This window comes from Pseudoalteromonas sp. H103, assembly GCF_001469205.1.
GTDB lineage: Bacteria > Pseudomonadota > Gammaproteobacteria > Enterobacterales > Alteromonadaceae > Pseudoalteromonas > Pseudoalteromonas carrageenovora.
In genome coordinates this window covers 184,102-204,876 of the sequence record NZ_LOFG01000018.1, presented here as the reverse complement: position 1 = coordinate 204,876, position 20,775 = coordinate 184,102, and the positions used below count along the sequence as shown (strand labels likewise).

Annotated in this window: 19 protein-coding genes; 8 read left to right on the top strand and 11 right to left on the bottom strand. The window is 40.6% G+C overall.

Going from position 1 to position 20,775, the window contains the following annotated elements:
- The first annotated feature begins 276 nt into the window (after positions 1 to 276).
- The 6 genes from ATS74_RS16510 to ATS74_RS16485 all read left to right on the top strand — a co-directional run bounded on the left by ATS74_RS16510 (position 277) and on the right by ATS74_RS16485 (position 4,070).
- Positions 277 to 813: a hypothetical protein gene (locus ATS74_RS16510; protein WP_058549958.1), complete on the top strand. Its 537-nt coding sequence runs from the start codon at positions 277 to 279 to the stop codon at positions 811 to 813.
- Positions 814 to 870: 57 nt separating this feature from the next.
- The gene (locus ATS74_RS16505; RefSeq protein ID WP_055255058.1) at positions 871 to 1,437 is read left to right on the top strand and encodes a hypothetical protein; all 567 of its coding nucleotides are present in this window, start codon (positions 871 to 873) and stop codon (positions 1,435 to 1,437) included.
- Positions 1,438 to 1,543: 106 nt separating this feature from the next.
- Positions 1,544 to 2,092 (top strand): GNAT family N-acetyltransferase, encoded by a 549-nt coding sequence (locus ATS74_RS16500; RefSeq protein WP_055255060.1) that lies wholly within the window; start codon positions 1,544 to 1,546, stop codon positions 2,090 to 2,092.
- A 98-nt stretch (positions 2,093 to 2,190) separates the two neighbouring features.
- Positions 2,191 to 2,556, top strand: coding sequence for a DUF7674 family protein (locus ATS74_RS16495; RefSeq protein WP_058549957.1), 366 nt, complete (start codon positions 2,191 to 2,193; stop codon positions 2,554 to 2,556).
- Between the two features lie 574 nt (positions 2,557 to 3,130).
- Entirely contained in the window at positions 3,131 to 3,643 is a 513-nt protein-coding gene (locus ATS74_RS16490; protein WP_058549956.1) for a DUF421 domain-containing protein, read from the top strand.
- Positions 3,644 to 3,704: 61 nt separating this feature from the next.
- Positions 3,705 to 4,070, top strand: coding sequence for a hypothetical protein (locus ATS74_RS16485; protein ID WP_058549955.1), 366 nt, complete (start codon positions 3,705 to 3,707; stop codon positions 4,068 to 4,070).
- Positions 4,071 to 4,238: 168 nt separating this feature from the next.
- Here ATS74_RS16485 and ATS74_RS16480 read toward each other — a convergent pair whose 3' ends face one another.
- Together ATS74_RS16480 and ATS74_RS16475 are read right to left on the bottom strand one after the other, a co-directional pair.
- Positions 4,239 to 4,805 (bottom strand): hypothetical protein, encoded by a 567-nt coding sequence (locus ATS74_RS16480; RefSeq protein ID WP_058549954.1) that lies wholly within the window; start codon positions 4,803 to 4,805, stop codon positions 4,239 to 4,241.
- Complete coding sequence (locus tag ATS74_RS16475) at positions 4,802 to 5,998, bottom strand: DUF3500 domain-containing protein (RefSeq protein ID WP_235592028.1); 1,197 nt, start codon at positions 5,996 to 5,998, stop codon at positions 4,802 to 4,804. Before ATS74_RS16475 ends, ATS74_RS16480 begins: the two co-directional genes overlap by 4 nt.
- Positions 5,999 to 6,261: 263 nt before the next feature.
- Between ATS74_RS16475 and ATS74_RS20190 the strand changes: the two genes are divergently transcribed.
- Positions 6,262 to 6,390 carry a hypothetical protein gene (locus ATS74_RS20190; protein ID WP_268801302.1) on the top strand — a complete coding sequence of 43 codons (129 nt, stop codon included), beginning with the start codon at positions 6,262 to 6,264 and terminating at the stop codon, positions 6,388 to 6,390.
- Positions 6,391 to 6,467: 77 nt separating this feature from the next.
- Here the strand turns inward: ATS74_RS20190 and ATS74_RS16470 are convergent, their stop codons facing one another.
- The gene (locus ATS74_RS16470; protein WP_024032767.1) at positions 6,468 to 7,370 is read right to left on the bottom strand and encodes a LysR family transcriptional regulator; all 903 of its coding nucleotides are present in this window, start codon (positions 7,368 to 7,370) and stop codon (positions 6,468 to 6,470) included.
- Positions 7,371 to 7,500: 130 nt separating this feature from the next.
- On the opposite strand from ATS74_RS16470, the gene ATS74_RS16465 reads away from it, so the two are divergent.
- Positions 7,501 to 8,259: an SDR family NAD(P)-dependent oxidoreductase gene (locus tag ATS74_RS16465; RefSeq protein WP_024032766.1), complete on the top strand. Its 759-nt coding sequence runs from the start codon at positions 7,501 to 7,503 to the stop codon at positions 8,257 to 8,259.
- 508 nt (positions 8,260 to 8,767) lie between these two features.
- Here the strand turns inward: ATS74_RS16465 and ATS74_RS16460 are convergent.
- The 8 genes from ATS74_RS16460 to ATS74_RS16425 all read right to left on the bottom strand — a co-directional run bounded on the left by ATS74_RS16460 (position 8,768) and on the right by ATS74_RS16425 (position 20,775).
- A complete protein-coding gene (locus ATS74_RS16460; protein WP_058549953.1) occupies positions 8,768 to 11,701 on the bottom strand; it encodes a TonB-dependent receptor in 2,934 nt (977 codons plus the stop codon).
- A 66-nt stretch (positions 11,702 to 11,767) separates the two neighbouring features.
- Positions 11,768 to 14,428, bottom strand: coding sequence for a glycoside hydrolase family 16 protein (locus tag ATS74_RS16455; protein WP_058549952.1), 2,661 nt, complete (start codon positions 14,426 to 14,428; stop codon positions 11,768 to 11,770).
- A 404-nt stretch (positions 14,429 to 14,832) separates the two neighbouring features.
- Positions 14,833 to 15,624: a sterol desaturase family protein gene (locus ATS74_RS16450; RefSeq protein WP_058549951.1), complete on the bottom strand. Its 792-nt coding sequence runs from the start codon at positions 15,622 to 15,624 to the stop codon at positions 14,833 to 14,835.
- Positions 15,617 to 16,261 (bottom strand): CDP-alcohol phosphatidyltransferase family protein, encoded by a 645-nt coding sequence (locus tag ATS74_RS16445; protein ID WP_058549950.1) that lies wholly within the window; start codon positions 16,259 to 16,261, stop codon positions 15,617 to 15,619. The genes ATS74_RS16450 and ATS74_RS16445 overlap by 8 nt, the downstream gene beginning before the upstream one ends.
- A 31-nt stretch (positions 16,262 to 16,292) precedes the next feature.
- Complete coding sequence (locus tag ATS74_RS16440) at positions 16,293 to 16,931, bottom strand: ATP-binding cassette domain-containing protein (RefSeq protein ID WP_058549949.1); 639 nt, start codon at positions 16,929 to 16,931, stop codon at positions 16,293 to 16,295.
- A 22-nt stretch (positions 16,932 to 16,953) separates the two neighbouring features.
- The gene (locus ATS74_RS16435) at positions 16,954 to 18,708 is read right to left on the bottom strand and encodes an ABC transporter permease (protein WP_058549948.1); all 1,755 of its coding nucleotides are present in this window, start codon (positions 18,706 to 18,708) and stop codon (positions 16,954 to 16,956) included.
- Entirely contained in the window at positions 18,705 to 19,982 is a 1,278-nt protein-coding gene (locus ATS74_RS16430) for an ABC transporter substrate-binding protein (protein ID WP_058549947.1), read from the bottom strand. Before ATS74_RS16430 ends, ATS74_RS16435 begins: the two co-directional genes overlap by 4 nt.
- Positions 19,969 to 20,775 (bottom strand): DUF547 domain-containing protein, encoded by an 807-nt coding sequence (locus ATS74_RS16425; RefSeq protein WP_058549946.1) that lies wholly within the window; start codon positions 20,773 to 20,775, stop codon positions 19,969 to 19,971. The genes ATS74_RS16430 and ATS74_RS16425 overlap by 14 nt, the downstream gene beginning before the upstream one ends.

The window sequence follows — 20,775 nt, the reverse complement described above, 5'->3', positions numbered from 1 at the left end:
AAAACGTCAAAACCTAAGCGGTTTTAATAACTCATTACCTGCGTTAAAAACGATTTTACAATATTAACTTTTTATAAAATTTGCTCTAAAAATGTGCAGTGATTTATGCATTGTCGGATATTACTGATCTCCCCCATTTAGGTGTATTACAGCATTAACGGAGATTTCTTTATAGTTAACTAGTTGTTTACAGGTGGTTATTTGCTGGCTAAGATAAATGCATTGTAATAAAACGACAAATGTCGTAGACGAAGTTGTTAGCTTCCAAGGAGTAACATGCAACCAATTTGGATTGACAAGATAGAAGTTGCTAGACGACAGATTACTGAAGCAGTGACTCTGTTTTTTGAGTCACGTGATTTTGTAGTGATTCATACTGTTATTGCATCTGCTCATCAGGTGTTAATTGATGTGGGCAAAGAGCAAGGAATAGTAAGTGTAGTCAAGAACCCAAAAGGCATGACGAGAGAGGAATTCAGGAAGCATGTAAAAACTGTCAATGAACCTTATAATTTTTTCAAACATGCAGATAAAGATCCTGAAGGAAAGATAAATATCTCTCCAATTGAGAGATTTACATCTGATTTCATGCTTGATGCAATACTAATGCTTCAAAATATTTCGGGTGAAATTCCTCTCGAAGCAAAGGTCTTCTGGAGTTGGTTTGTCAGTACATACCCAGATGAGTTCAGCGATTGTCCTGAAGATGGAGCCCTTAAGCACCTGATGTCTTTAGGACTAAATGAGTGGGATTTTCCTACAATCAGGCAGTTTCTAACATTTGGTGAAATCATGCAGGAAGCTAACAAGTAAATCCAGGTGACGCCTAGGGCGCACCTGATTTAGGCGTTAGGCAAAAAGGGAAGTGCAGTGAATGATTTGAAGTTTTCGCCTAATACAGACGGTATTGAACAAATAGACTTCAGACCGTACATGATAGAAAATGCTTATGATTACTACAAGATTTGCACTTCTTCCACTCATCAAAGAATGAGCATTCAAGCAGTTTTTTGTGCTCTAAGTATTGAGATTATTCTTAAAAGTTTTCATGCGACGGTAAAAAGCAATGAAGGCCAAATAAATGAAACTTATGAGTTTGAAAAGAAAAAGGCTTTGCCAAAAGGTACAAATGCACATGATTTAATGGTTTTGTATGAAGCTTTACCAGAAAATATTCAGCATTATCTTTTCAATTCATTAGACCTTAAAACATTATCTGCAAATAAAGACCTCTTCACGCGAAGCCGTTATTCTTATGAGCAAAATGCTAACAGGTCACATAATGATAGGATTATAAAGTTAGCCGCAAGTATAATTTGTAAAATGGTTTATTTATATCGAAGTTTTGGTTGTGAAGATCCATTCATTAAATTCTTTGATATAGAAGCTTTGTATTTCGGCGAGGTTCGATCATTTATAATGTGTAATGAGCCATAACAAAGTTGTAAACGCGGACAAATAACAGTTGGTTTTGTTCGTGTCTCACAAATTTTAGCCAACTATTATTAGCCGCTTACACGGCGTTATAAGGCATAGTCGAAGAATGTTGAAAACGGAAAGATTACTGCTTCGTCAATGGACAGAGGATGATTTTCTTCCATTCGCTGAAATGTGTAACGATAAAGAAGTAATGGAATTTTTTCCAAAACTTCAGACCCAAGAAGAAAGTTTTGAGATGGGGAGAAAAATCCTATCCCTTATCAATGAGCGAGGATGGGGTTTATGGGCAATAGAAATTCCTAATCAGCATAAATTTATTGGATTTGTGGGTTTGCATACTCCTACAAATAAAATGCCGTTTTCACCTTGTGTAGAAATTGGGTGGCGATTATCAAAACATTACTGGGGTAAAGGCTACGCAACCGAGGCTGCCGAAGAAGCTCTAAAATATGCGTTCAATACGCTAAATCTAAATGAGGTGGTCTCATTTACCACATTAGCCAATGATCGTTCTAAAGCTATTATGCAAAAAATTGGTATGCATAACAGCAACCAAAATTTTATGCACCCAGACATTGAAGTTTCACATCCTCAATGTGAGCATGTGCTATACAAAATTAGTAAATTAGCGTGGCAGAGAAATGCCTTATAACAAAGCACTCAAGGGGGCACAAACATGGCGCGCCTTCGGCATTATAGCACCATGCTTGTGTACCCCTTAGTTTAAAGTTAGGTGCTTCTGAGAAATCAATGGCCAAATCAGAGATAAGACAGTTCTTAAAAGAGATCCGCACTAAATTTCCTGACGTTGTGCCTCTCATGGAAAAACATGAAAAATGGGCACTCACATTCCTAATGGAAGAGTTCGCAAATTTGACAACCATTTTGTTTAATCGAGGTAATTTAGAAGAAGCATTAGAACAGTTGCAGTACATGAGCGAAAAACTAGATACTGCAACCAAAGCAGAATTCGAATACATAGATGTATATTATACAGAGCACTTATTCTGGAAAGGTACAAAAGAAGGTATTGAGTGTGGCTGGCCTCTCGTGCCAGATAATCTCAAAAAACTATACTTGTGCTTTCATGGTAAAGCCCCTAGGGTAGTGGTTTAAATATGCACGCACCTAACAACCTAATCAACACACTCACTTCGTTCGCTGGGATGCATACACATGGGCTGCGTCGCTTCGATCCAAATTATAGCCCATGTGTTTGCGCCCCTAAGCAGGGTGTTATGAGGTGTTCTAGATAGTATGCAGAAAATAAATCCATGGCTTTGGTCAGCTTTTGTTTTATCTCTTTCAGGAATCTTTTTTAGATGGGTGTTTGGTAATACGTTTGTGAGCTTTTTTCTTGCCGTATTGCTAGCTTTAGCGATAGTGCCTTTAGTTAAAAAAATTCAGAGAAAGAATTAACAAAACATCCATCTTAAACTTTGCACTTTTTGATGCCCAGATTCTAAGAGGTTAAATAAAGTGGGTCCCATTATAATTTGCTGTCCTGACATAAATTAAAAACCATCCGTAAAGGGACCCATTAATAAAAGATAAATCCTGAATCTGTATGGCAGATTTAGTTGTACAGTGTTGTTTGTTTTATTAAGGTGACTGCCTAGTTTGTGTGATTCAGGTGGCTGTTTAGTTTATATGATTATTAGTATATTCAGCACCTTAAGTAGAGGGAAATATGTTTTTTGAATCGTGGAGTGAAATAGCGCGCATTATTACCACAACCTTGATTATTTATCCCTTTTTAATCCTAGCGACGCATTTATTAGGTAAACGCTCATTTGCTAAAATGAACAACTTTGACTGGATAATCACCGTCGCGGCAGGCTCCATCTTGGGTTCTGCTATCTTATTGAAAGACGTGGTTATAGTTGAGGTTTTAGTCGCGGTAAGCTTGCTCCTCTTTTTACAATATTTACTCACTTGGATCAGCGCCCATTTTTCGACGTTCGACAAAGTAGTCAAAACTTCTCCACAATTAGTCTTTTTCGACGGTGAATATATAGAGGCTGCTATGAAAGACACTCGACTCACCAGCATCGAAGTGGAAGCGAGTGTTCGAAAAGCCGGTTTTGGTGATTTAAGCACAGTTATGGCGGTGGTTTTCGAGGCCGACGGTGAATTAAGTATTGTGCCGAAAAGTAAAAACTATGATCAACTGATTATGAAGTTACGCAATGTCCCAGATTAATTGAAAAATTTTTAGTGAGAATTAAAAAGACAGCCATACTAAATTTTGTTAAGGATAAAAGTTGAGTCTTGGTAGCTGGGATGAAACAATACTCAAAAGCCTCTTATTTGTGGGAATAGGTATTGCTGTTTGGGCTATATCCGCAGGTTTAGTACCATTATCAGTAAACGGCCTATTAGGTTTGGTTGTTACATTTTTACTATATATGAGTGTTTATTTACTTATCTCTATTGTTGGGTGGTTAGTAATTGGATTTCCACTTCATTATTTTATAAGCAAATACACGAATCGCTCTTATTTATATTATGCAGCTTTACCTATGGCATTTGTTCTTCCGTCCTTATTATATGAAGGTTCATTATTACTTGGTTTCGCGGCATTATTTCAAGCTTTGCTATTTCGTTATTACGTCTATAAAGAAATATAACAAACACCTATCTTAAATATGAACTCTGAAACGAAGTACAAATTTTACAGAGTACTGAATTTAATAAACCTGCTGCATATCAGGCTAATCAAAATTAACAAATAGCGCTTTAATTTAGCCTCCAAAAATAGTTGAGTTTTAATAATTAACTAGCTAAAGGCTTTGTGTTTACTGCTTCTCTAATACATAAAAGACGGGCTCACCTTGTGGTTTTTTGTAACTAAAACTGGCTAGTTTTACTAAAGAGCTATCGCTTTTTTGCCAGTAAACAATTGCTCTATGATTACGTACTTCATGCATAATTACATCGTAATGCAAGCTCATGGGGAATAGTTCACTCTGGTTATTAAGTGGTGCTGAAAGTTCAATAAGCACGGAGCGATAAAACCCAACGTGAGAGTTATGCACTAAATTAACCTCAGCATTGTTAAGCGTAATTGGCAAAGCTTGAGCATCGTTTAGCAATGCCATATGGCTGTGTAAATAATTGTTTAGTTTATTAAGTACTTTGGCGTGTAAAGGCTGATCTATTTGTGCGCCATCAAGAGAAGAGAGTGACGGCGCGGCTATAATTAAATCTTCAAGGGCAAAGCTTAACTTTAAACTCAGCGTATTATTTGGCTGCTCAGTTAATGTTAGCTCACTGCCTGGCAGCGCATGTGCATTAGCAAATTTAGTGCTTAGTAAAACACATAAGGCGAGTGCAAAGACTCGCATTATAGGGTTTTTAATCATTGTGCTTGGCCGCCGTAGTCATCGGTTTTGTCTCGCCATACAGAGTGTGGGTGATTCCCTTCTTCGTTAGTTGATTTATTTGATTGCAATGAAAATTCAATCCAAATAGAAGGGCCGTCTACTCTTACGTAATCATCTTCGCTATTTAATGCGGTTGTGCCTGAAAAACCAATAACGGTATCGGCCATCTCTGAGGCGTACTTATTCATGTACTTTTTGGCATCTGTGGCATTAATATCTTCCACATAGGTGGCTATTGCTTTCATTAGTAATGCTTTTTGTGTGTTGTTAAGCTTACTTACACTTAAGCCTTCTTGTTCGGTTGGTATGGCGTCGTCAGCTTGTGGGCCTGCAATTATATCTCTGTATGTGCCATCAAGCGTGGCTGCTTTTTGCTGTGCAGGGGTTAAGCTTTTAAGAAACGCTGCAAAGGTATCTCTTTCTTGGAGTAAAGGGGCGTTTGTTTTACCGTTCATATCAAATGGATGAAATGGCTCTATCCCTCTAAAAGACGGAGTTGCACCAATTAATTTGCCATCACTATAGGTGTTTGAAAACGCAAAATGATGGCCGCCATAATAAAGCTGCCAAGTACCTGTTTTTGCAGGCGTGCCTAAAAAAGCAAGTTTAGAATTAAACGATGAGTAACCCGCTTTATAGTCGTCACTAATTGTACCAATGTAGTCATCAGCATTTAGTGTTTGTAGCATTTCATCAAAGCCTTCGTTATCTTTAAGACCTGCGGCTTCCATTAAAATAGCTTTAACAACGCCGCGCTGCTCTACCTTAAGCTCGCCTAAAAACACACCTGGCCTTGCAGGAAAAGCGCCAGCAGGTAAGTTACTCCAGTTTTTTGCTTGTTCTAATGAATAATCTAATTGCATATGCGCTAAGTTTTCATCACTAACACCCGATTTGAGCAGGTCAATCAAACATAGCAAACGTGTAACACCCGGATCATCACCACAAGTATCAACCGATGCTGGAATAGCAATAGCCCCCATTAGCGTACTGGTATCACCAAGGCGACCTTGTATTATTTTACTTAAAGCGGCATCTTTTGCAGAAAGTTTAGGAGGCCCTTTATGTTGTTCGTCGTGCTGTGGCTCAGCGCTAAGTTGGGTACTTGCAAATGCGCTTGCAAGCCCAAGTGCAACGAGTTTAAAAAGGTTACTGTGCTTATTTTTGATCATGTTGTCACCAGGCTACTATTAAATTGATTTATAAATGAGTAAGGCAAGTTAGGCCTAACCGTAAACGTTAATACCAGTATTACACATCAGCATGAATATAATATTTAGCTAGATCAAATAAGTGTTACTTTATTAAGAACGGTTTATAAGTTTTTAACTTAGGTGCCAGGTATGTATTTACTTATGTACCTTAAATCGCTTTATTAGTATTGTTAATGAACAATAACGTACCAGTAATTTATTTTTAGCTTAAATGGATTATCATGACTATAAAAACAAAAATAGCCAATTATGTATTGCTCCCAATTTTACTACTATCAGCAGTTGTAAATGCTGCACAAGAGCACGCAGAACCTACAACAAAAGCGCAGTGGCATAATATAGCGTATTGATTGGACAATTAATGTGTTACTTGAGCAGATTAAAAACCTGTAACTTGTATTAGTAATTCAAGCTAGCAACTAGGTTATTACTTTGTAAATACGCTCAATTGTTCTTCAAGCCAAAGCATAAATGCACTTACGCGTTTGGGTAAGTGACGCCTATTCGGGTACAAAATATTGATTGGTAGGTCGGGCATCGCGTATTGAGGCAAAACCTGTATAAGTTCGCCAGATTCAAGGTATTTACTTATACCGTGAATAGGTGATTGAATAAGCCCGAAACCACTCAGTACTGCGCTTAAATATGCCTCTGAGGAGTTAACAGTAAGCTGGCTTTTCATCGTTATTGATTGCAATTGATTATTGCTATCTAAATATTCGAAACCCGGATCAGGGATACCAAGTGTTTGACTGTAGCGAACAATGTAATGATTTTTTAAATCGTTTAGAGTTTTAGGTAAGCCATGATTTTTTACATAATAACGGCTTACGCAATTTAAAACTTTAAAGCTACCCAAACGTCGTGCAATTAATGATGAGTCGGTAAGTTCGCCCACTCTTACTACGCAATCAAATCCTTCTTTAATGACATCTACTCGTCTATCGGAGCTGCCAAGTTCTATTTCAAGATTTGGGTGCATTTTTAAAAACGAACTTAAGTTTGGAATTATGGTATCTCGACTAACAGCTTGTGGCATATCTACACGTATTCGGCCTGTTAAACCTTTATCCTCACTTACAAATAAATTTTTTAAATCGTCAGCGTCGCTGATAATTCCCAGTGCACGTTGATAAAATAGCTCACCGTCTGAAGTCATATTTACGGTGCGTGTAGTACGGTGTAATAAACGCGTATTTAATGTACTTTCGAGCATGGTTACTGCTTGCGATACACTTGACTTAGGAAGATTTAAGCTTGTTGCTGCTTTAGAAAAACTACTGAGTTGCGCTACTTTAATAAAAATACGTATTGCATTTAGGTCTTTCATAATACCGTTTATTGTTCGTTTATTTTGAACAGTGTAACTCTTTTCAGCCTGTTTATCTTTGTTGCTTGAAAAAATATACTGGCTTGGCAGTTATTTAACTCCCCGCATTTATTTTCAACAGGATATAACAATGAACAAACGAATTGCAGTGATCACCGGTGGTAATCGTGGGCTTGGTAAAAGCACGGTGCTTTGCCTTGCAAAGCAAAATGTCGATTGCATTTTTACTTATCGTCGTCATGAAAAAGAAGCAAAAGAGGTTGTAAAGCAAGTACAGGATCTAGGCTCTAAAGCGGTTGCATTGCAATTAGATGTAAGTGATATGCTCGGCTTTGAGGATTTTGCACAGCAACTACAAAATGTCCTGCGGACTCATTGGCAACAAAGTGAGTTTGATTACTTAATTAATAATGCAGGGGTGGGGCTTACTAGCAGTTTTGTAGACACAAGTGAATCAACTTTTGATACGTTAATAAATATTAACTTAAGGGGAGTATTTTTTGTTACCCAAACATTGTTACCCTTTATAAAACACGGTGGTCGTATTATTAATTTATCAAGTGGTTTAACGCGTTTTTCATTACCCGGTCATATTACTTATGCAATGACCAAAGGTGCAATAGAAGTAATGACAAGGTATTTAGCTAAAGAACTTGCACCTAAAAATATTACGGTAAATGTTGTAGCCCCAGGTGCAATTGAAACCGACTTTGGTAATGGCGCCGTTCGTGATAACGATGAAGTAAATGCGTTTATTACATCACAAACGGCAATGGGCAGAGTTGGTGTAACAGACGATATAGGGCCTATGATTGCTAACTTATTAGCGGACGAAAACCGTTGGATGACAGGTCAACGGCTTGAGGTATCGGGCGGTATGTATATGTAATCATACCAACCGGCATGAATCTTTGAGCAATTTAGTGAATTAAATTGCACTATAACGTCGCTGAAATTTTTATTTAGAACAACTAGGGTCTGTTGATCTTTCAAGGTTAAATTTGCAGCAGTCTGTTTGGTATTTAGGCAAGGCAGAGCCTATGTAGTGTGGTTATTCCCCATAAATGGGCGATAACGTAGCATTAATGCCAAACAGGCGCTGCCCAAAGGGTTCTTTCTAGGGGCTATTTACTCTTTGTTGCTCGGTTTTTACTTAGCCCACTAGGTTACAAACCTCGCGCCGCGATTAAATAGCCCCTAGTTTGAACAAATTTTAATCCGCAAAGATCAACAGACCCTAGGTACAAAAAATTTTGTCTAGATCTAGCGTAATTTTCTTACGTTAGATAGCCCCTATACATAAACAGATTGGTACCATTTATTAAAAATTATAACTTGAGACAATAAAAAACCGCTCAGTGAGCGGTTTTTTGCATTTTTTACTAAAGAAAATTTAGTTAGAACGTGTAACGAGCACCCACTGAGTAACGAGGGCCGTACTGATTAGCAAATAAAAATTGCTCTTCGTAACGGCCGTAGCCTTCTTCGGTGGCATTGTTTAAGTTTATGCCATCAAAAAATACGGTTACGTTTTCGTTTACATCGTAGTTTACGCTCATATCCCATTGGCCGTAGGCTTTAGCATATTGCGGTGGCGCATCGGCTGAGCCTTGTGCTTGGCCTACACCAATTAAGTATGAGTCGCGCCATGCGTAAGTAATTTTAACCGATAGGCCGTCTTTTTCGTAAAAGCCTTGAAAGTTAGCTGAGTCACTTAAACCTGTAAGCGGCGCTTGTTGATCTAGGCTTTCGCTATCAAATTCTACATCGCCATCTACAAACGTGGCGTTAACACCTACACCAAAACCAGTTTCGCCAATTAAGTGCTGAACAGCCACTTCAAAACCATCTACCGATTTGCTGTCGGTGTTTTGTGGTTGGCTTATGTTCCATACCATAAGTGGGTCATCGCTATTTGGCTCAATGATGCCATTCGCATTGCCATAACCATTGCTAATCATTTGCGCAAAAATAGCATCGGTGGTTGCTTGCTCGCCGCGCGATTCAATATCGCTCACTGCTTGTGAGTAACGTGGGCCATTTAAAATGTCGTATAGGCCATCAATCGTGGTTTGCGTAATGGTGGTTTGAATAAAGTTATCTACGTCTTTTTTAAAGTAACCAACAGAGGCATAGCTGCCTTCTGCGTAGTAATACTCTAATGACAAGTCAAGATTGGTTGATTCAAACGGTAGTAAATTTGTATTACCTTGGCTACCCGTACGCGAGCCAGGTTTTGGGCTACCAGTTAAGCTACGGCCACCGGCTAAATCACCTAGTGGTGCACGCGACATAGTTTTACCCCATGAAACACGAGCCACTACGTCTTCGGTTAAATCAACACTTACATCGATTGACGGTAATAATATGTCGTAATCGCCTTGTTGCTCTAAGAAGTTATCTTCACCGCCTGCAGCGTATTGCATGATCCACTCTGAAGCGCTGATCCAGTTAACTTGCTCTTCAACACGTTGGCGTACTGTGCTTGTTACGTCTGTTTGCTCGTAGCGTAGACCTGCATTTACTTTTACGTAGTAGTCACTTACATCAAACTCCCAGCTTGATTGAATGTAAAAGCTATTAGTGATTTCTTCTACGTAGCTTTCGCTGTCAATGCCATCCATGTAGGCATTGGCTGCGTATGCATCGCCACCTGTTACATCTGCTGTTAAATATGCAATTTGGCGTGCTACGGCTTCGTCAAAATCGTAGGTGTAGTAGTAATTAGGTTGTAAGTCGCTACCGCCGCCAGCAAATTGGTCTAAAAGACCCGAGGTATCGTGGCGAGTAAACATGCTATCTGGAAATATTTCTGTGTACGATGGGTTAAAACCAGGGCCACCTACTAAACCACTCCATGCAGTGTAACCGCCGGTGTTTTGCTCAGTACGTGATGCGCCAAATTTTACTTTAACTAGGCCAATATCAAAGTTTTCGTTGTACCACGTGGTATGTAGTTGTAACTGTTCAATATTAGATTCACCCGGCGAGTGCGTGAATTGGCTAAAGTTAGAGTCAATTTCGCCTGGCGTTAATTCGCTTGTGCCATTTAACCAGTTAACTTGAGCACTTGGAATATCGCCTGTACGGTAATCGTAAATTTTATTAGCTAGCTGATCAGAGCCTAAAATAACTTGGCCGGTACTGCCTAGCCCGTCATCGGCGCCGTTATCGGTTTCATTTTTAGAGTCATGGTAATCAAGCTCTACGTGCCATGTGTCGTTTATTTCCCACTCTAGGTTTAAACCAATAGAGCGTGCTTTTACTTCTGTGGTGCCTTTGTTGGCTGTAAACGAGGCATCGTTACCGCTAATATCGGCATAAACGGCTGTGCCATTTTCATCAAGCTCGTAGCCATTAATATTGCTACCAAAGTCGTTCCAAATACCCCAGCCAATACTTTCAGAGCCCGTAACAGCTTTACTTGCTGTGTAATCAAGTGTGGCTACAAAGCCATCAACCGGTTCATATTGAAAAGTTACTTGGCCGTTAGTACGTTCACGTTCTACATCTTCAATAGAGTAGTTCATGTCTTTAGGGAAGTAGTAATTACCTGATGGATCAGTGCGGTTATCAACTACATTACTGCTATCTAAGTCAGGCAGGTCTACATTGGCTTGCCAACCTTGAATATTGGCACGTTGTTTTTGAAAGTCGCGCTCTTGATGCGAAAACGAGAAACCAAAACCAAATCTGTCATCTGCAAATGTGTTGCTATAAACAGCCGAAAGCTCAGGAGTTACATCATCGCCGGCTTCGTTAGACGAGTCGTGATTTGCTTTAATAGTTGCTGAAAAGTTTTGACCCGGCTTTTGAAAAGGGCGTGCAGTAGAAATGTTTACCGTAGCACCCAAGCCACCGCTTGGTACATCGGCGCGGGCTGTTTTAAATACTTCTAGCGCGCTTACACCTTCAGAGGCAATATTTTCAAGGTTGTACGAGCGTGTATAACCTGTGCCTGGCATTTGGCGGCCGTTTAGCGTAATTAAGTTAAACTCTGGGCCAAAACCACGTACCGTAATTTGGCTACCTTCACCGTTTGCACGACTTACCGATACACCGGTAATACGCTGTAGTGATTCTGCTAAGTTTGTGTCTGGAAATTTACCCATTTCTTCAGCTGAAATGGCATCTACCACGCCAGATGAGTCGCGTTTCATATCCATAGAACGAATAAGTGAACCACGAATACCTTTTACTTCAATAACTTCTACATCAGGAGATGCTGCTGTGTCTGCTTCGGCGGCAATAGCCGTATTTAACGTGCTCGCAGCAATGATAAGAGACACAGAAGCCGCAAGTTGGCTCTTTTTAAAATTGAATGTGTTCATAATAGCTCTGCTTTATAAAATGTTGTTGTGTAGTAATAGGCGCTAGGCGCCTATTAATGTGTGTATTTATGGATTCGCAATTATTACGTTATCTATGCGGTAAAGTGCGCCGTCGCCCATATCCCAGCTAGGAAAAACCATGATTACGTTTAATGCGCTAATATCTAAGCCTGCATCAAATAACTGCTGAATAGGGAAGGTGTATGTTTGCCACTCGCCGGTTGTTGGTGCTTGGCCTTCAACGCTTTGCGTTAATGCCAGCTCAACGGCACTTGATGCGCCAATTGATTCAATTTTAAATAACCACTGTGCATCCACGTTTGATGGCGCAGAGACTACTTTCATATCAAACTGTACAACGCCACTTTCTAATAAGGCAGATGCATCAAACGATACGTCTTCATCGGCTAAAAAGCCCATTACAGTTGGGGTAGCACCAATGCTAAATTGAGCCACTGCGCCGTGCTGATCATCGTCGGTTTCTGTAGTTGGTGTAGAGCCAGCGCAACAATCCCATATGCTCCACTGATCGGCGACTGTATCTGTAAATACGTTAAGCTCACCTGAGGCAACTGGTGCTGCATTAGGATTGTAAATTTTAACGTTATCTACACGGTAAACCGAGCCTTCACCTGCGGCCCATGCCGGAAATATCATAAGTACGTCAATAGTGCTTACATCAAGGCCCGCACCCGCTAAGTCAGATAACTTAAAGGTATATGTTTGCCACTCGCCAGTCACTGGTGCTGCGCCTTCTACACTTGCTGTTAGCTCAAGCTCTACTGCAGAGTCGCCACCATTTGATTCAACTTTAAATAACCAAGGTGTAGCAGGGTCGCTAGGGGTAGACGTTACTTTTAAGTCAAATTGAATAACGCCTTCATCTAAAATGCTGCTTGCATCAAATGTCTCACCGGCACCACCTACTTCAGTGCGGCTGTTAAAACCCATAACTGTAGGATCTGCACCAATACTAAACTCTGCAGTTAAACCGTGTTCTTCATCGTCCATTGCCTCAACAGGTGTTGAGCCGCCGCAACAATCCCACATTGGCCATGCTAGGTTTTGCTCATCTTCAAAAATAGTTAGCTCTGGTGATGCGCCTATATTGTCTTGTGTAATTTCAACATCATCAATTAAAAAGGTTGCACCTTCGCCCGTGCCCCACTCAGGAAATACCATTAGTACATCAATAGCACTAATATCAAGGCCCGCGGCATCTAGGTCAGAAAGTAAAAATGTGTATGTTTGCCATTGGCCTACAACAGGTGCTTGGCCTTCGACACTATTTGAAAGCGGCATATCTGCATCTGTTGAGGCTTCTGTGCTTTCAAGTTTTACAAACCATGTGGTATCAGGCACGCTTGGAGCGCTTGTTACTTTCATTTTAAAGCGTACGTAGCCTTCTTCTAACATTGGGGATGCATCAAATGGTGTTGCAGCACCGTTTTCGTCAGTAATAAACGCATCGCGGCTAATAAAACCAACTACTGTAGGCTCGCTGCCTATTGTAAATTCAACTACGTCACCTTGCTCTTCATCGTTCACTACTGCAGGTGTTGAGCCACCACAACAATCCCATGCTGGCCAGTTAGGGTTAAAGCTATCGCCAAAAATAGTTAATGGGGTCGCAATACCGGTAGATGGTGCACTTGGAATAGGGGCATCGCCTTCAAGTAGGGCATCGTCTAGGCTATCGTAACCTGGGCGAATGGTTTCACAGCCTCTGCCAGTATCTGGGTTAGATGCACATTGATAAACACGTACGTAGTCAACTGCAAACGTTTGGCCGTTTGCAAATGCGTTGGCATCTACGCCTAACTCATTTACGTTTTCTGGCCAGTCGCCGCCTACGGCTAAGTTTAATAATAGGTGGAAGTCTTTATCGTAAGGAGCGCTATCCCAATGGGTTTCAAGCTCGCCAGAACCTTGTTCAAAATACTCTGCAAACCAACCTCGGTGAGTAAGGCCTACTGCATCGCCATTGGCATTAGTACGAACTTCTGATTGACGCTGCGTTGCGTATAGGTAGCCATCAACGTACCAGCGAATTTCACCTTCTTGCCATTCAATAGCGTAGGTATGAAAGTCATCTGCTGGGTTGCTATCTTCAGGGAATTTGTATTCTTGGCCTGTGTAGCTGTTATCTGGCCACGCGCGGCCGTAATGTAATGTGCCATGAATGCTTGACTCAATACCGCCATCTTCATCAGCAGTTTTAAGGTTTACAGACTCTAAAACATCAATTTCGCCAGAGCGTGGCCATGTACCGTATTCTTCATCTGTTGGTAGCATCCAAAATGCAGGCCAACTGCCTTGACCCGAAGGTAGCTTTGCACGTACTTCAAAGCGGCCATAAGTAAAGTCAGCATTGTACCGGGTATTTAAACGCGCAGAAGTGTATGGCTTTTCAGCACCTTCTGTCGCTGGTAGGGCAACAATGTTTAGCACACCGTCGGCAATAAAAGCGTTTTGTTCGCTGTCGGTGTAACATTGTTTTTCGTTGTTACCACCGCCGTCGCAGTTTAGTTCAAAGTTCCATTTATTAGTATCAATGGCAGAGCCGTCAAATTCGTCGCTCCACACCATTTGCCAATCTGAAACTGGCTCAGAGGCATCTACATTTTCAAAATTCGATTTAGTGGCAGAATCGCCACCACAGCCAGCTAACGTTGCTAAAGAGATAGCGGCAAATAAGCGTGTAATGTGCGTTGTTTCAATGTTCATAACTGAACCCCGGTTTCAACAGATTATTGTCAGATTAATTGTTTTTAGAGCTATACTTTTGTGTTGTAAGCGCTTACATTTTAACATGTGTTTTGTAAGCGCTTACAAATGATATTGTGGAGCGTGTAAATGGTCAACATATTTGTTTACTTATTTACATTAAATTTACGGTATGACCAGTTCATCAATTAAGCTTTTTAGTATATTTTATTTATAAATCAAGTGATTACGAAGCGCTGGTTGTTGCATTTAAGTGCTCTAAATTGATTTTTTAAGTTAAATCCAAGATATAAAATGACGTGATAAAGCGGTGCTTAATTGGGTACATTTATAAGATTAAATGCATTGCAAACATCAACTTGCTCTAATTTAATGTAAGCAAGTTGATATTATTTAAGTGAAAGCTACTTATTTTTAAAGGGCATTATTAGCAAACCCCAAAGTGAGGCATTTTGTTTTTGGCTTGGGTATTCTTTTAAGCCTATATCTATGTCGTTATCGGCTTTTTGCGCTTCATTTTTGTAGCTACCAAACAGTTTGTCCCACCAAATAACGCTAAATCCGTAGTTTGAATTGGTTTCGCTCACGCGTTGACTATGGTGAATACGATGCAGTATTTGGGTCATTAAAATTAATCGAAGTGGTTTTTCTATTGCTTGTGGCAAGCGTATATTTGCATGATTAAATAACGCTAAACCATTAAGTGCTATTTCAAATATTAATACTGCAATAGCGGGTACCCCTAAAGCGGTAACGGCAATCAATTTTATAAGTATGCTTAGTACAATTTCTATAGGATGAAAACGCAAACCTGTGCTGGTATCTACATGCGCATCGGCGTGGTGTACGCGATGCAAACGCCACAAAATAGGCACGTTATGAAATAACCTATGCTGCCAATAAATAAGTATATCAAGCAATAGCATACTTAAAATAATAGCAACACTACTTGGTGTGGCTATTTGATTAAATAAACCAATACCGTGCTCTTGGTTATAAAGCGCTACGGCGGTTAAGCCAATGGGTACACTTAAGCGGGCAATTAGTGATGAAGTAAACACGAGTCCAAAATTAGCAAACCATCGGGTGTTACTTTTTATAGGCGATTTACGTGCGGGCATACGCGATTCTAGCAGCATCATAATAACTAAAATGCTAAAAAAGAACCCTAAACGCCACCAAATTTCATTACTCATTGGCTTGTGTAACCTCATCGGCCTCTTGGCGTTTAAGCGTGTTATAACCACCATGTATACGTGTAAAAATAGTAATAGCGCACGCAGTGGCAAAAATACTTGCCATTATTGCAAAGTGCTGCGGCCATATACAAAAGGCGATAAACAGCGCTATGGTTTCTGTGCCTTCGGTTAAACCATTTAAATAGTAAAAGCTTTTGTATTTAAACTGGGGTTTTTCGAGCTTAAATTTTTCGGCGGCTATGGCAAAGGCTAAAAAGCTTGAGCCTGTGCCTATAAAAGCGGCCAGTAATATGCTACCTGCAATGGCGTTTTGCTCGGGGTTTGCCAAAATAAAGCCAAGCGGAATTGCCGCGTAAAATAAAAAATCGAGGGTAATATCTAAAAAACCGCCAGCGCTTGAACTTAAATTTGCATGGCGTGCCAATGCGCCATCTAGCCCATCTAAAATACGATTTAAAGCAATAGCTGTTAACGCTGCGTACCACATTTCAAACGCAATTAATGGCACAGCTAATAGCCCTATTAAAAAACCTGCCACAGTGAGTTGGTCGGGCGTTATACCACGCTTGTGCATTAACGCTACAACAGGGGTTAACAGTGGCTTTATTACCGGGGTTATGTATTTGTCTAACATGCTTAGTGCCTTGTGCTTTTTGTGCGTGTATTTATTTGGCTAAATTTAAGGTGATCAGTTTGCCGTTTGCGGCTTCTGCATCGCTATGATCGTGGGTTACCATAATAGCGGGCAGTTTATGCTCACGTATTTGGCTAAATACCAGCTCGCGGGTATCTACTCTTAATTGGGTATCGAGCTTGCTAAATGGCTCATCAAGCAAAATAGCTTTTGGTTCGCTTAATAGCATACGCAGTAAAGCTACGCGTGCTTGTTGCCCACCAGAGAGGTTGTCGGGGTGGCGATTAGCCATGCCTTTCAATCCTACTTGTTCAAGGGCGTGCTCTATTTTTTCAAGGCGCTGTTTTTTATTGCCTTTAGGCATAGCAAAGGCAATGTTACCGCTTACCGATAAATGCGAAAATAATAACGCATCTTGATAGAGCACACCTATGTGGCGTAAATGTGCGGGTAAATTATTAATATTTTTACCGTTAAGCCACACTTCGCCATTTGCGCTAAAGCCGTTGGGTAATGTGCCGGTAAGCCAGTTTAATAAACTTGATTTACCACTGCCTGATGGCCCCATAATAGTAAGTATTTCGCCGCCTTTTACCTGCTCGTTTAAGCTTAGTAATAGCTCGTGTTGACGATAAAGCTCACAATTTTTAATCTCTAAAGATGACTGCATTAAAAACCTTTTAATTTATGGGTTAGCGATGTGCGCTTTTAAAAAAGTACTTAGGTAAAACCCACGCCAGTATAAAGCCAATTAGTGGTAATGCCATTTGCATAATGGCATACACAGCACTGGTACGCCTACTTGCGCCATTTGCAAGGGTAACCGCTTCGGTTGTAATTGTTGCTATGCGCCCGCCACCGGCTAAAAGTGTAGGTAAATATTGGCCAAAACTAATGGCCAAACCAAGTGCGGCCGCAATTAAAATAGGGGCAAATAACTGGGGTAATTTTACTTGTAAAAACACTTTGCAGGGTGTTGCGCCAAGGCTTGCTGCTACATTAGCAAAGCGAGGGTCTAATCGCCTATAACTGCTCGCAAGCGATAAAAACACATACGGCAGTACAAACAATAAATGGGTAAATACCACATTAAAAAACGCGGCTTGGTTATTTACTAGTTGTTGCAGCCACACTAGGCCAAATAAAAACGCAATACTTGGTACAAGCAACGGTAAATAAATAATTAAGCTGGTAAAGCGCGACATGGGTTTTGCACTTAACTGCTCTGACTCTAGGCACAAAAGGGTAATAATAATGGCAAATAACGTAGTAACTAGCCCTATAGCAAGGGTATTATAAAGCGGGCTTTGCATTTGCATTAGCGCACTTTTAAAGTGAAGTAGCGTGAGCTGATCGGGCAGTGCCGCCGGAAAACGCCAAAATCCGGCAACCGACCACATAATTAAGCCAATTAACGAGAGCAAAATAAAGCCAATTACAAATACTGTTAATACGGTTGTTATTTTTTGCCAATAAACACCGCCATATTCTCGCTCGCCATTGGTGAGTAAATCACTAAATAATGCTTTTATGGTTTTTTCGCCTCCAAGCCAAAGAGCTAGTAAACCACCAGTAAGTACAAGCTGCAATAATGCCCCTGCAGAGGCTTTAATACGCAGGTTTAAATCTACATCGTTAAACCAGTGCATAATAGCGACTGCCAAGGTGGGTGGTGTATTTGGCCCCAGAATAAGTGGCATTTCTACACTTGCGCTGGCATAAGCCAATACGGCTAAAATGGGTAGGCGCAGTAATGGGTAAAGGCTTGGCAGTATCACTTTAAAAAAAGCAGTCATAGGGCAGTAGCCTAAATTAAGCGCTACTTTATGTTGTTGGCGCAGTTTTTTGCCAAGCTCAGGTTGGGCAAGCACACCTAGCGCCATTAACAGTAAAAAAGGCAGCTCTTTAAGGGTTAAGCCTAAAATTATACTAATACCAAACGAGTCATGCGGAAACATGCCGTTAGGCGCAAGTTCCCATCCACTAAACCAAGGCGATACTAAACGCGAGATCATGCCCGAAGGAGCAATTAAAAAACCAACCGCAATAGCCGCTGCTGCGTGGGGTATTACCAGTATTGGGCTCAGTAAACGCTGAATACGGTTAAGCCACGGGCTATTAAAAAATGCCGCTAAAATCATTAACGTAATGATAAAGGCAAGTAAGGTACTTATTAATCCGGTGCCAACACTTAGCATAACCATGTGTGTTAGGCCGGGTGTTTGCATAAGCATAGTAAAGCCATGTAGGCCAAGTGTTGTATGCTCAAGTACTGGCGCATAGCCAAAAGCGGGCAATAGCACGCTAATTAGGCCGCCTATCACCGGCAAAATTAGTAATGCCAGTAAAAAGCGTGGACTTAATTTAACTAATTTACTAAACATATCGGCGCTTTTATGTGGTTTAAGCGGTGGGCTTGCTGCTAACTTATTTGAAACAACACTCATTGGCTTATTCCAAAACGTGTTTGCCAACCTTGCATAATAGCGTTTACCCAGCTTGGGTGTGGCTCACTTAGCGTGCGTTTAATACTATTCAAAGGCAGCGCGCTTGCATGCGGCTGAGTTGTTTTAAATAAGGCTTGTTGCTGTGTTGTTAGCGTTGACTGAATAAGTACACTTTTATCGCCCCATATAGGCGCTTTTTGTTTTTGAGCTTGCGCCTCTGGACTTAATAAAAAATTAGCCACTAATTTCGCACTTTGCTGATGGCTTGCATTATAAGGTATGGCTACAAAGTGGGTGTTACTTAAACTGCCATCTTGCATTGCATAACTACGAATACCTTTAGGTAAATCATAACGTTTAACGGCTGCGGGCACTTCGGGCGCTGAAAACGTAAACGCTATGCTTAGCTCTGTGTCGCCTACTAAACGGCGCATTTGTGCACCACTTTGCATAAAGTGTTTCCCGCCGCGCCAAAGTGTTGGGTGCAGCTTATTTAAAAAGTCCCATAACGGGTTTAATACTTGGGCTGTGTTTTGTGCAGTAGCTGGCTGATTTAACTGCGCTTTAAGTGTGTCATCGCTTTGTTGATGTAGCATAACAAGCGCGTATTTTAAAAAGCTCATTCCTAAAAAATCAGGTGGCTTTGGGTAACTAAAGCGCCCTGGGTTTTGTGCGCTCCAGCTAAGTAATTGGTTTAGGGTTGTTGGTAGTGTGTTATTTGCAGTGCCGTCAATTGCTAAACTGTCGTAATAAAAGGTGAGTGATGCTTGGCCCCAAGGTGCTTCCATTCCGTTGGTGGGTATTCCAAAATCAAAATTAACAGCGGGGTTATTACTAGGGTCGGTGTAGCTAAAATTAGGCAGCTTATTAGCCCATTGTTTAAGTAATAATGAGTGCTCGCTCATGGTGGCAAAGTTAGCACCGTTTATCCAAATTAAATCTACGCTGCCTTTATCGTTATTGTTTGCTGATTTTTCGGCAAGTACGCGGCTTACTGCTTCGCTGGTATCACTTAGCTTTACATGTACTAAGTTTATGTTGTATTTGATTTTTACTTGCTGCGCAGCCCATTGAATATACGCATTTATTTGCGCATCGCCGCCCCACGCATAAAAATATACGCTTTGGTCTTTGCCTAAGCTTTCAACTTGCTGCCAACGGCTTTGTAATTGTGTACTTGCTAGGCTTTTAAAGCTAATAACAAGGCAAATGCAAAACGCGACACAGCAAAAGCTGTATCGCGATAATGTTTGCCAAAATTTATTGGCGAGCATTTAAATCCCAGTTGTAGTCTAAAAACTTAACTTTCATGTCGTTATTTTTAAGCGCTTTTTGCTGAGCGGGTATCAGTTTTAGTGCTTTAGGGTATAGCATAAAAAACTGTTGCAGCGTATTTGCACCTTTAAAGCCTTGTTCAAAATCATCGCCGTACCACTTAAATATTGAAGACACACTTAGCGTGTTATCTTGCACTATATTACGGGTCATGTCTGATAAAAAGCGGACTGTTTGCTCTTGTAATTGTGCTTCTAATGTATCAGCAGTATACGCTTCTTCACGTAGTGCTGGGCAGCCAATACTTGCGCAATTTACAGCAAAGTGAATACGTGGGTCGTTGTATTTACCACTGCCACGTATTAAACCATGCTCTATATCATCAAGGCTGCGAGTTTTACCAAGTAATGGCACAAACTCTTTGCTCCATGGTGAGCTAAAAAAGCTGCCTAAATCTTTAATTGACTTAAGATCTGGGTATTTTGTTAATATAAGCTCAACAGTAAAGGCGTTATATGCGTTAATTAAAAACGCCAGCTGCTTAGGTTTTTCCCATGTATCAAACTCATTTTGCGTAACAGCCGATAGCGAATCTAAATAGGTTTTAAGCTCGCTGTGCTTAGCTTTTATTGCTGAATAATCAACCTCTGTGCTGTGGCCATGATTAATAGCTACAACATGGTTGTTTAATAATGTATTCCAGCTGTCGTGCATATTTTGAGCTTTGCTTGCAAACGATGTTGCAAGCAAAGCTGACCCTAACAATAGCGCTTTTAAAGGTGTTTTAAACAT

Coding starts and splice junctions, on each gene's coding strand:
- ATS74_RS16510 (WP_058549958.1), top strand. CDS start 277: ATGCAACCAATTTGGATTGACAAGATAGAAGTTGCTAGACGACAGATT.
- ATS74_RS16500 (WP_055255060.1), top strand. CDS start 1,544: ATGTTGAAAACGGAAAGATTACTGCTTCGTCAATGGACAGAGGATGAT.
- ATS74_RS16495 (WP_058549957.1), top strand. CDS start 2,191: ATGGCCAAATCAGAGATAAGACAGTTCTTAAAAGAGATCCGCACTAAA.
- ATS74_RS16490 (WP_058549956.1), top strand. CDS start 3,131: ATGTTTTTTGAATCGTGGAGTGAAATAGCGCGCATTATTACCACAACC.
- ATS74_RS16480 (WP_058549954.1), bottom strand. CDS start 4,805: ATGATTAAAAACCCTATAATGCGAGTCTTTGCACTCGCCTTATGTGTT.
- ATS74_RS16475 (WP_235592028.1), bottom strand. CDS start 5,998: ATGATCAAAAATAAGCACAGTAACCTTTTTAAACTCGTTGCACTTGGG.
- ATS74_RS20190 (WP_268801302.1), top strand. CDS start 6,262: ATGACTATAAAAACAAAAATAGCCAATTATGTATTGCTCCCAATTTTA.
- ATS74_RS16470 (WP_024032767.1), bottom strand. CDS start 7,370: ATGAAAGACCTAAATGCAATACGTATTTTTATTAAAGTAGCGCAACTC.
- ATS74_RS16465 (WP_024032766.1), top strand. CDS start 7,501: ATGAACAAACGAATTGCAGTGATCACCGGTGGTAATCGTGGGCTTGGT.
- ATS74_RS16460 (WP_058549953.1), bottom strand. CDS start 11,701: ATGAACACATTCAATTTTAAAAAGAGCCAACTTGCGGCTTCTGTGTCT.
- ATS74_RS16455 (WP_058549952.1), bottom strand. CDS start 14,428: ATGAACATTGAAACAACGCACATTACACGCTTATTTGCCGCTATCTCT.
- ATS74_RS16450 (WP_058549951.1), bottom strand. CDS start 15,624: ATGAGTAATGAAATTTGGTGGCGTTTAGGGTTCTTTTTTAGCATTTTA.
- ATS74_RS16445 (WP_058549950.1), bottom strand. CDS start 16,261: ATGTTAGACAAATACATAACCCCGGTAATAAAGCCACTGTTAACCCCT.
- ATS74_RS16440 (WP_058549949.1), bottom strand. CDS start 16,931: ATGCAGTCATCTTTAGAGATTAAAAATTGTGAGCTTTATCGTCAACAC.
- ATS74_RS16435 (WP_058549948.1), bottom strand. CDS start 18,708: ATGAGTGTTGTTTCAAATAAGTTAGCAGCAAGCCCACCGCTTAAACCA.
- ATS74_RS16430 (WP_058549947.1), bottom strand. CDS start 19,982: ATGCTCGCCAATAAATTTTGGCAAACATTATCGCGATACAGCTTTTGC.
- ATS74_RS16425 (WP_058549946.1), bottom strand. CDS start 20,775: ATGTTTAAAACACCTTTAAAAGCGCTATTGTTAGGGTCAGCTTTGCTT.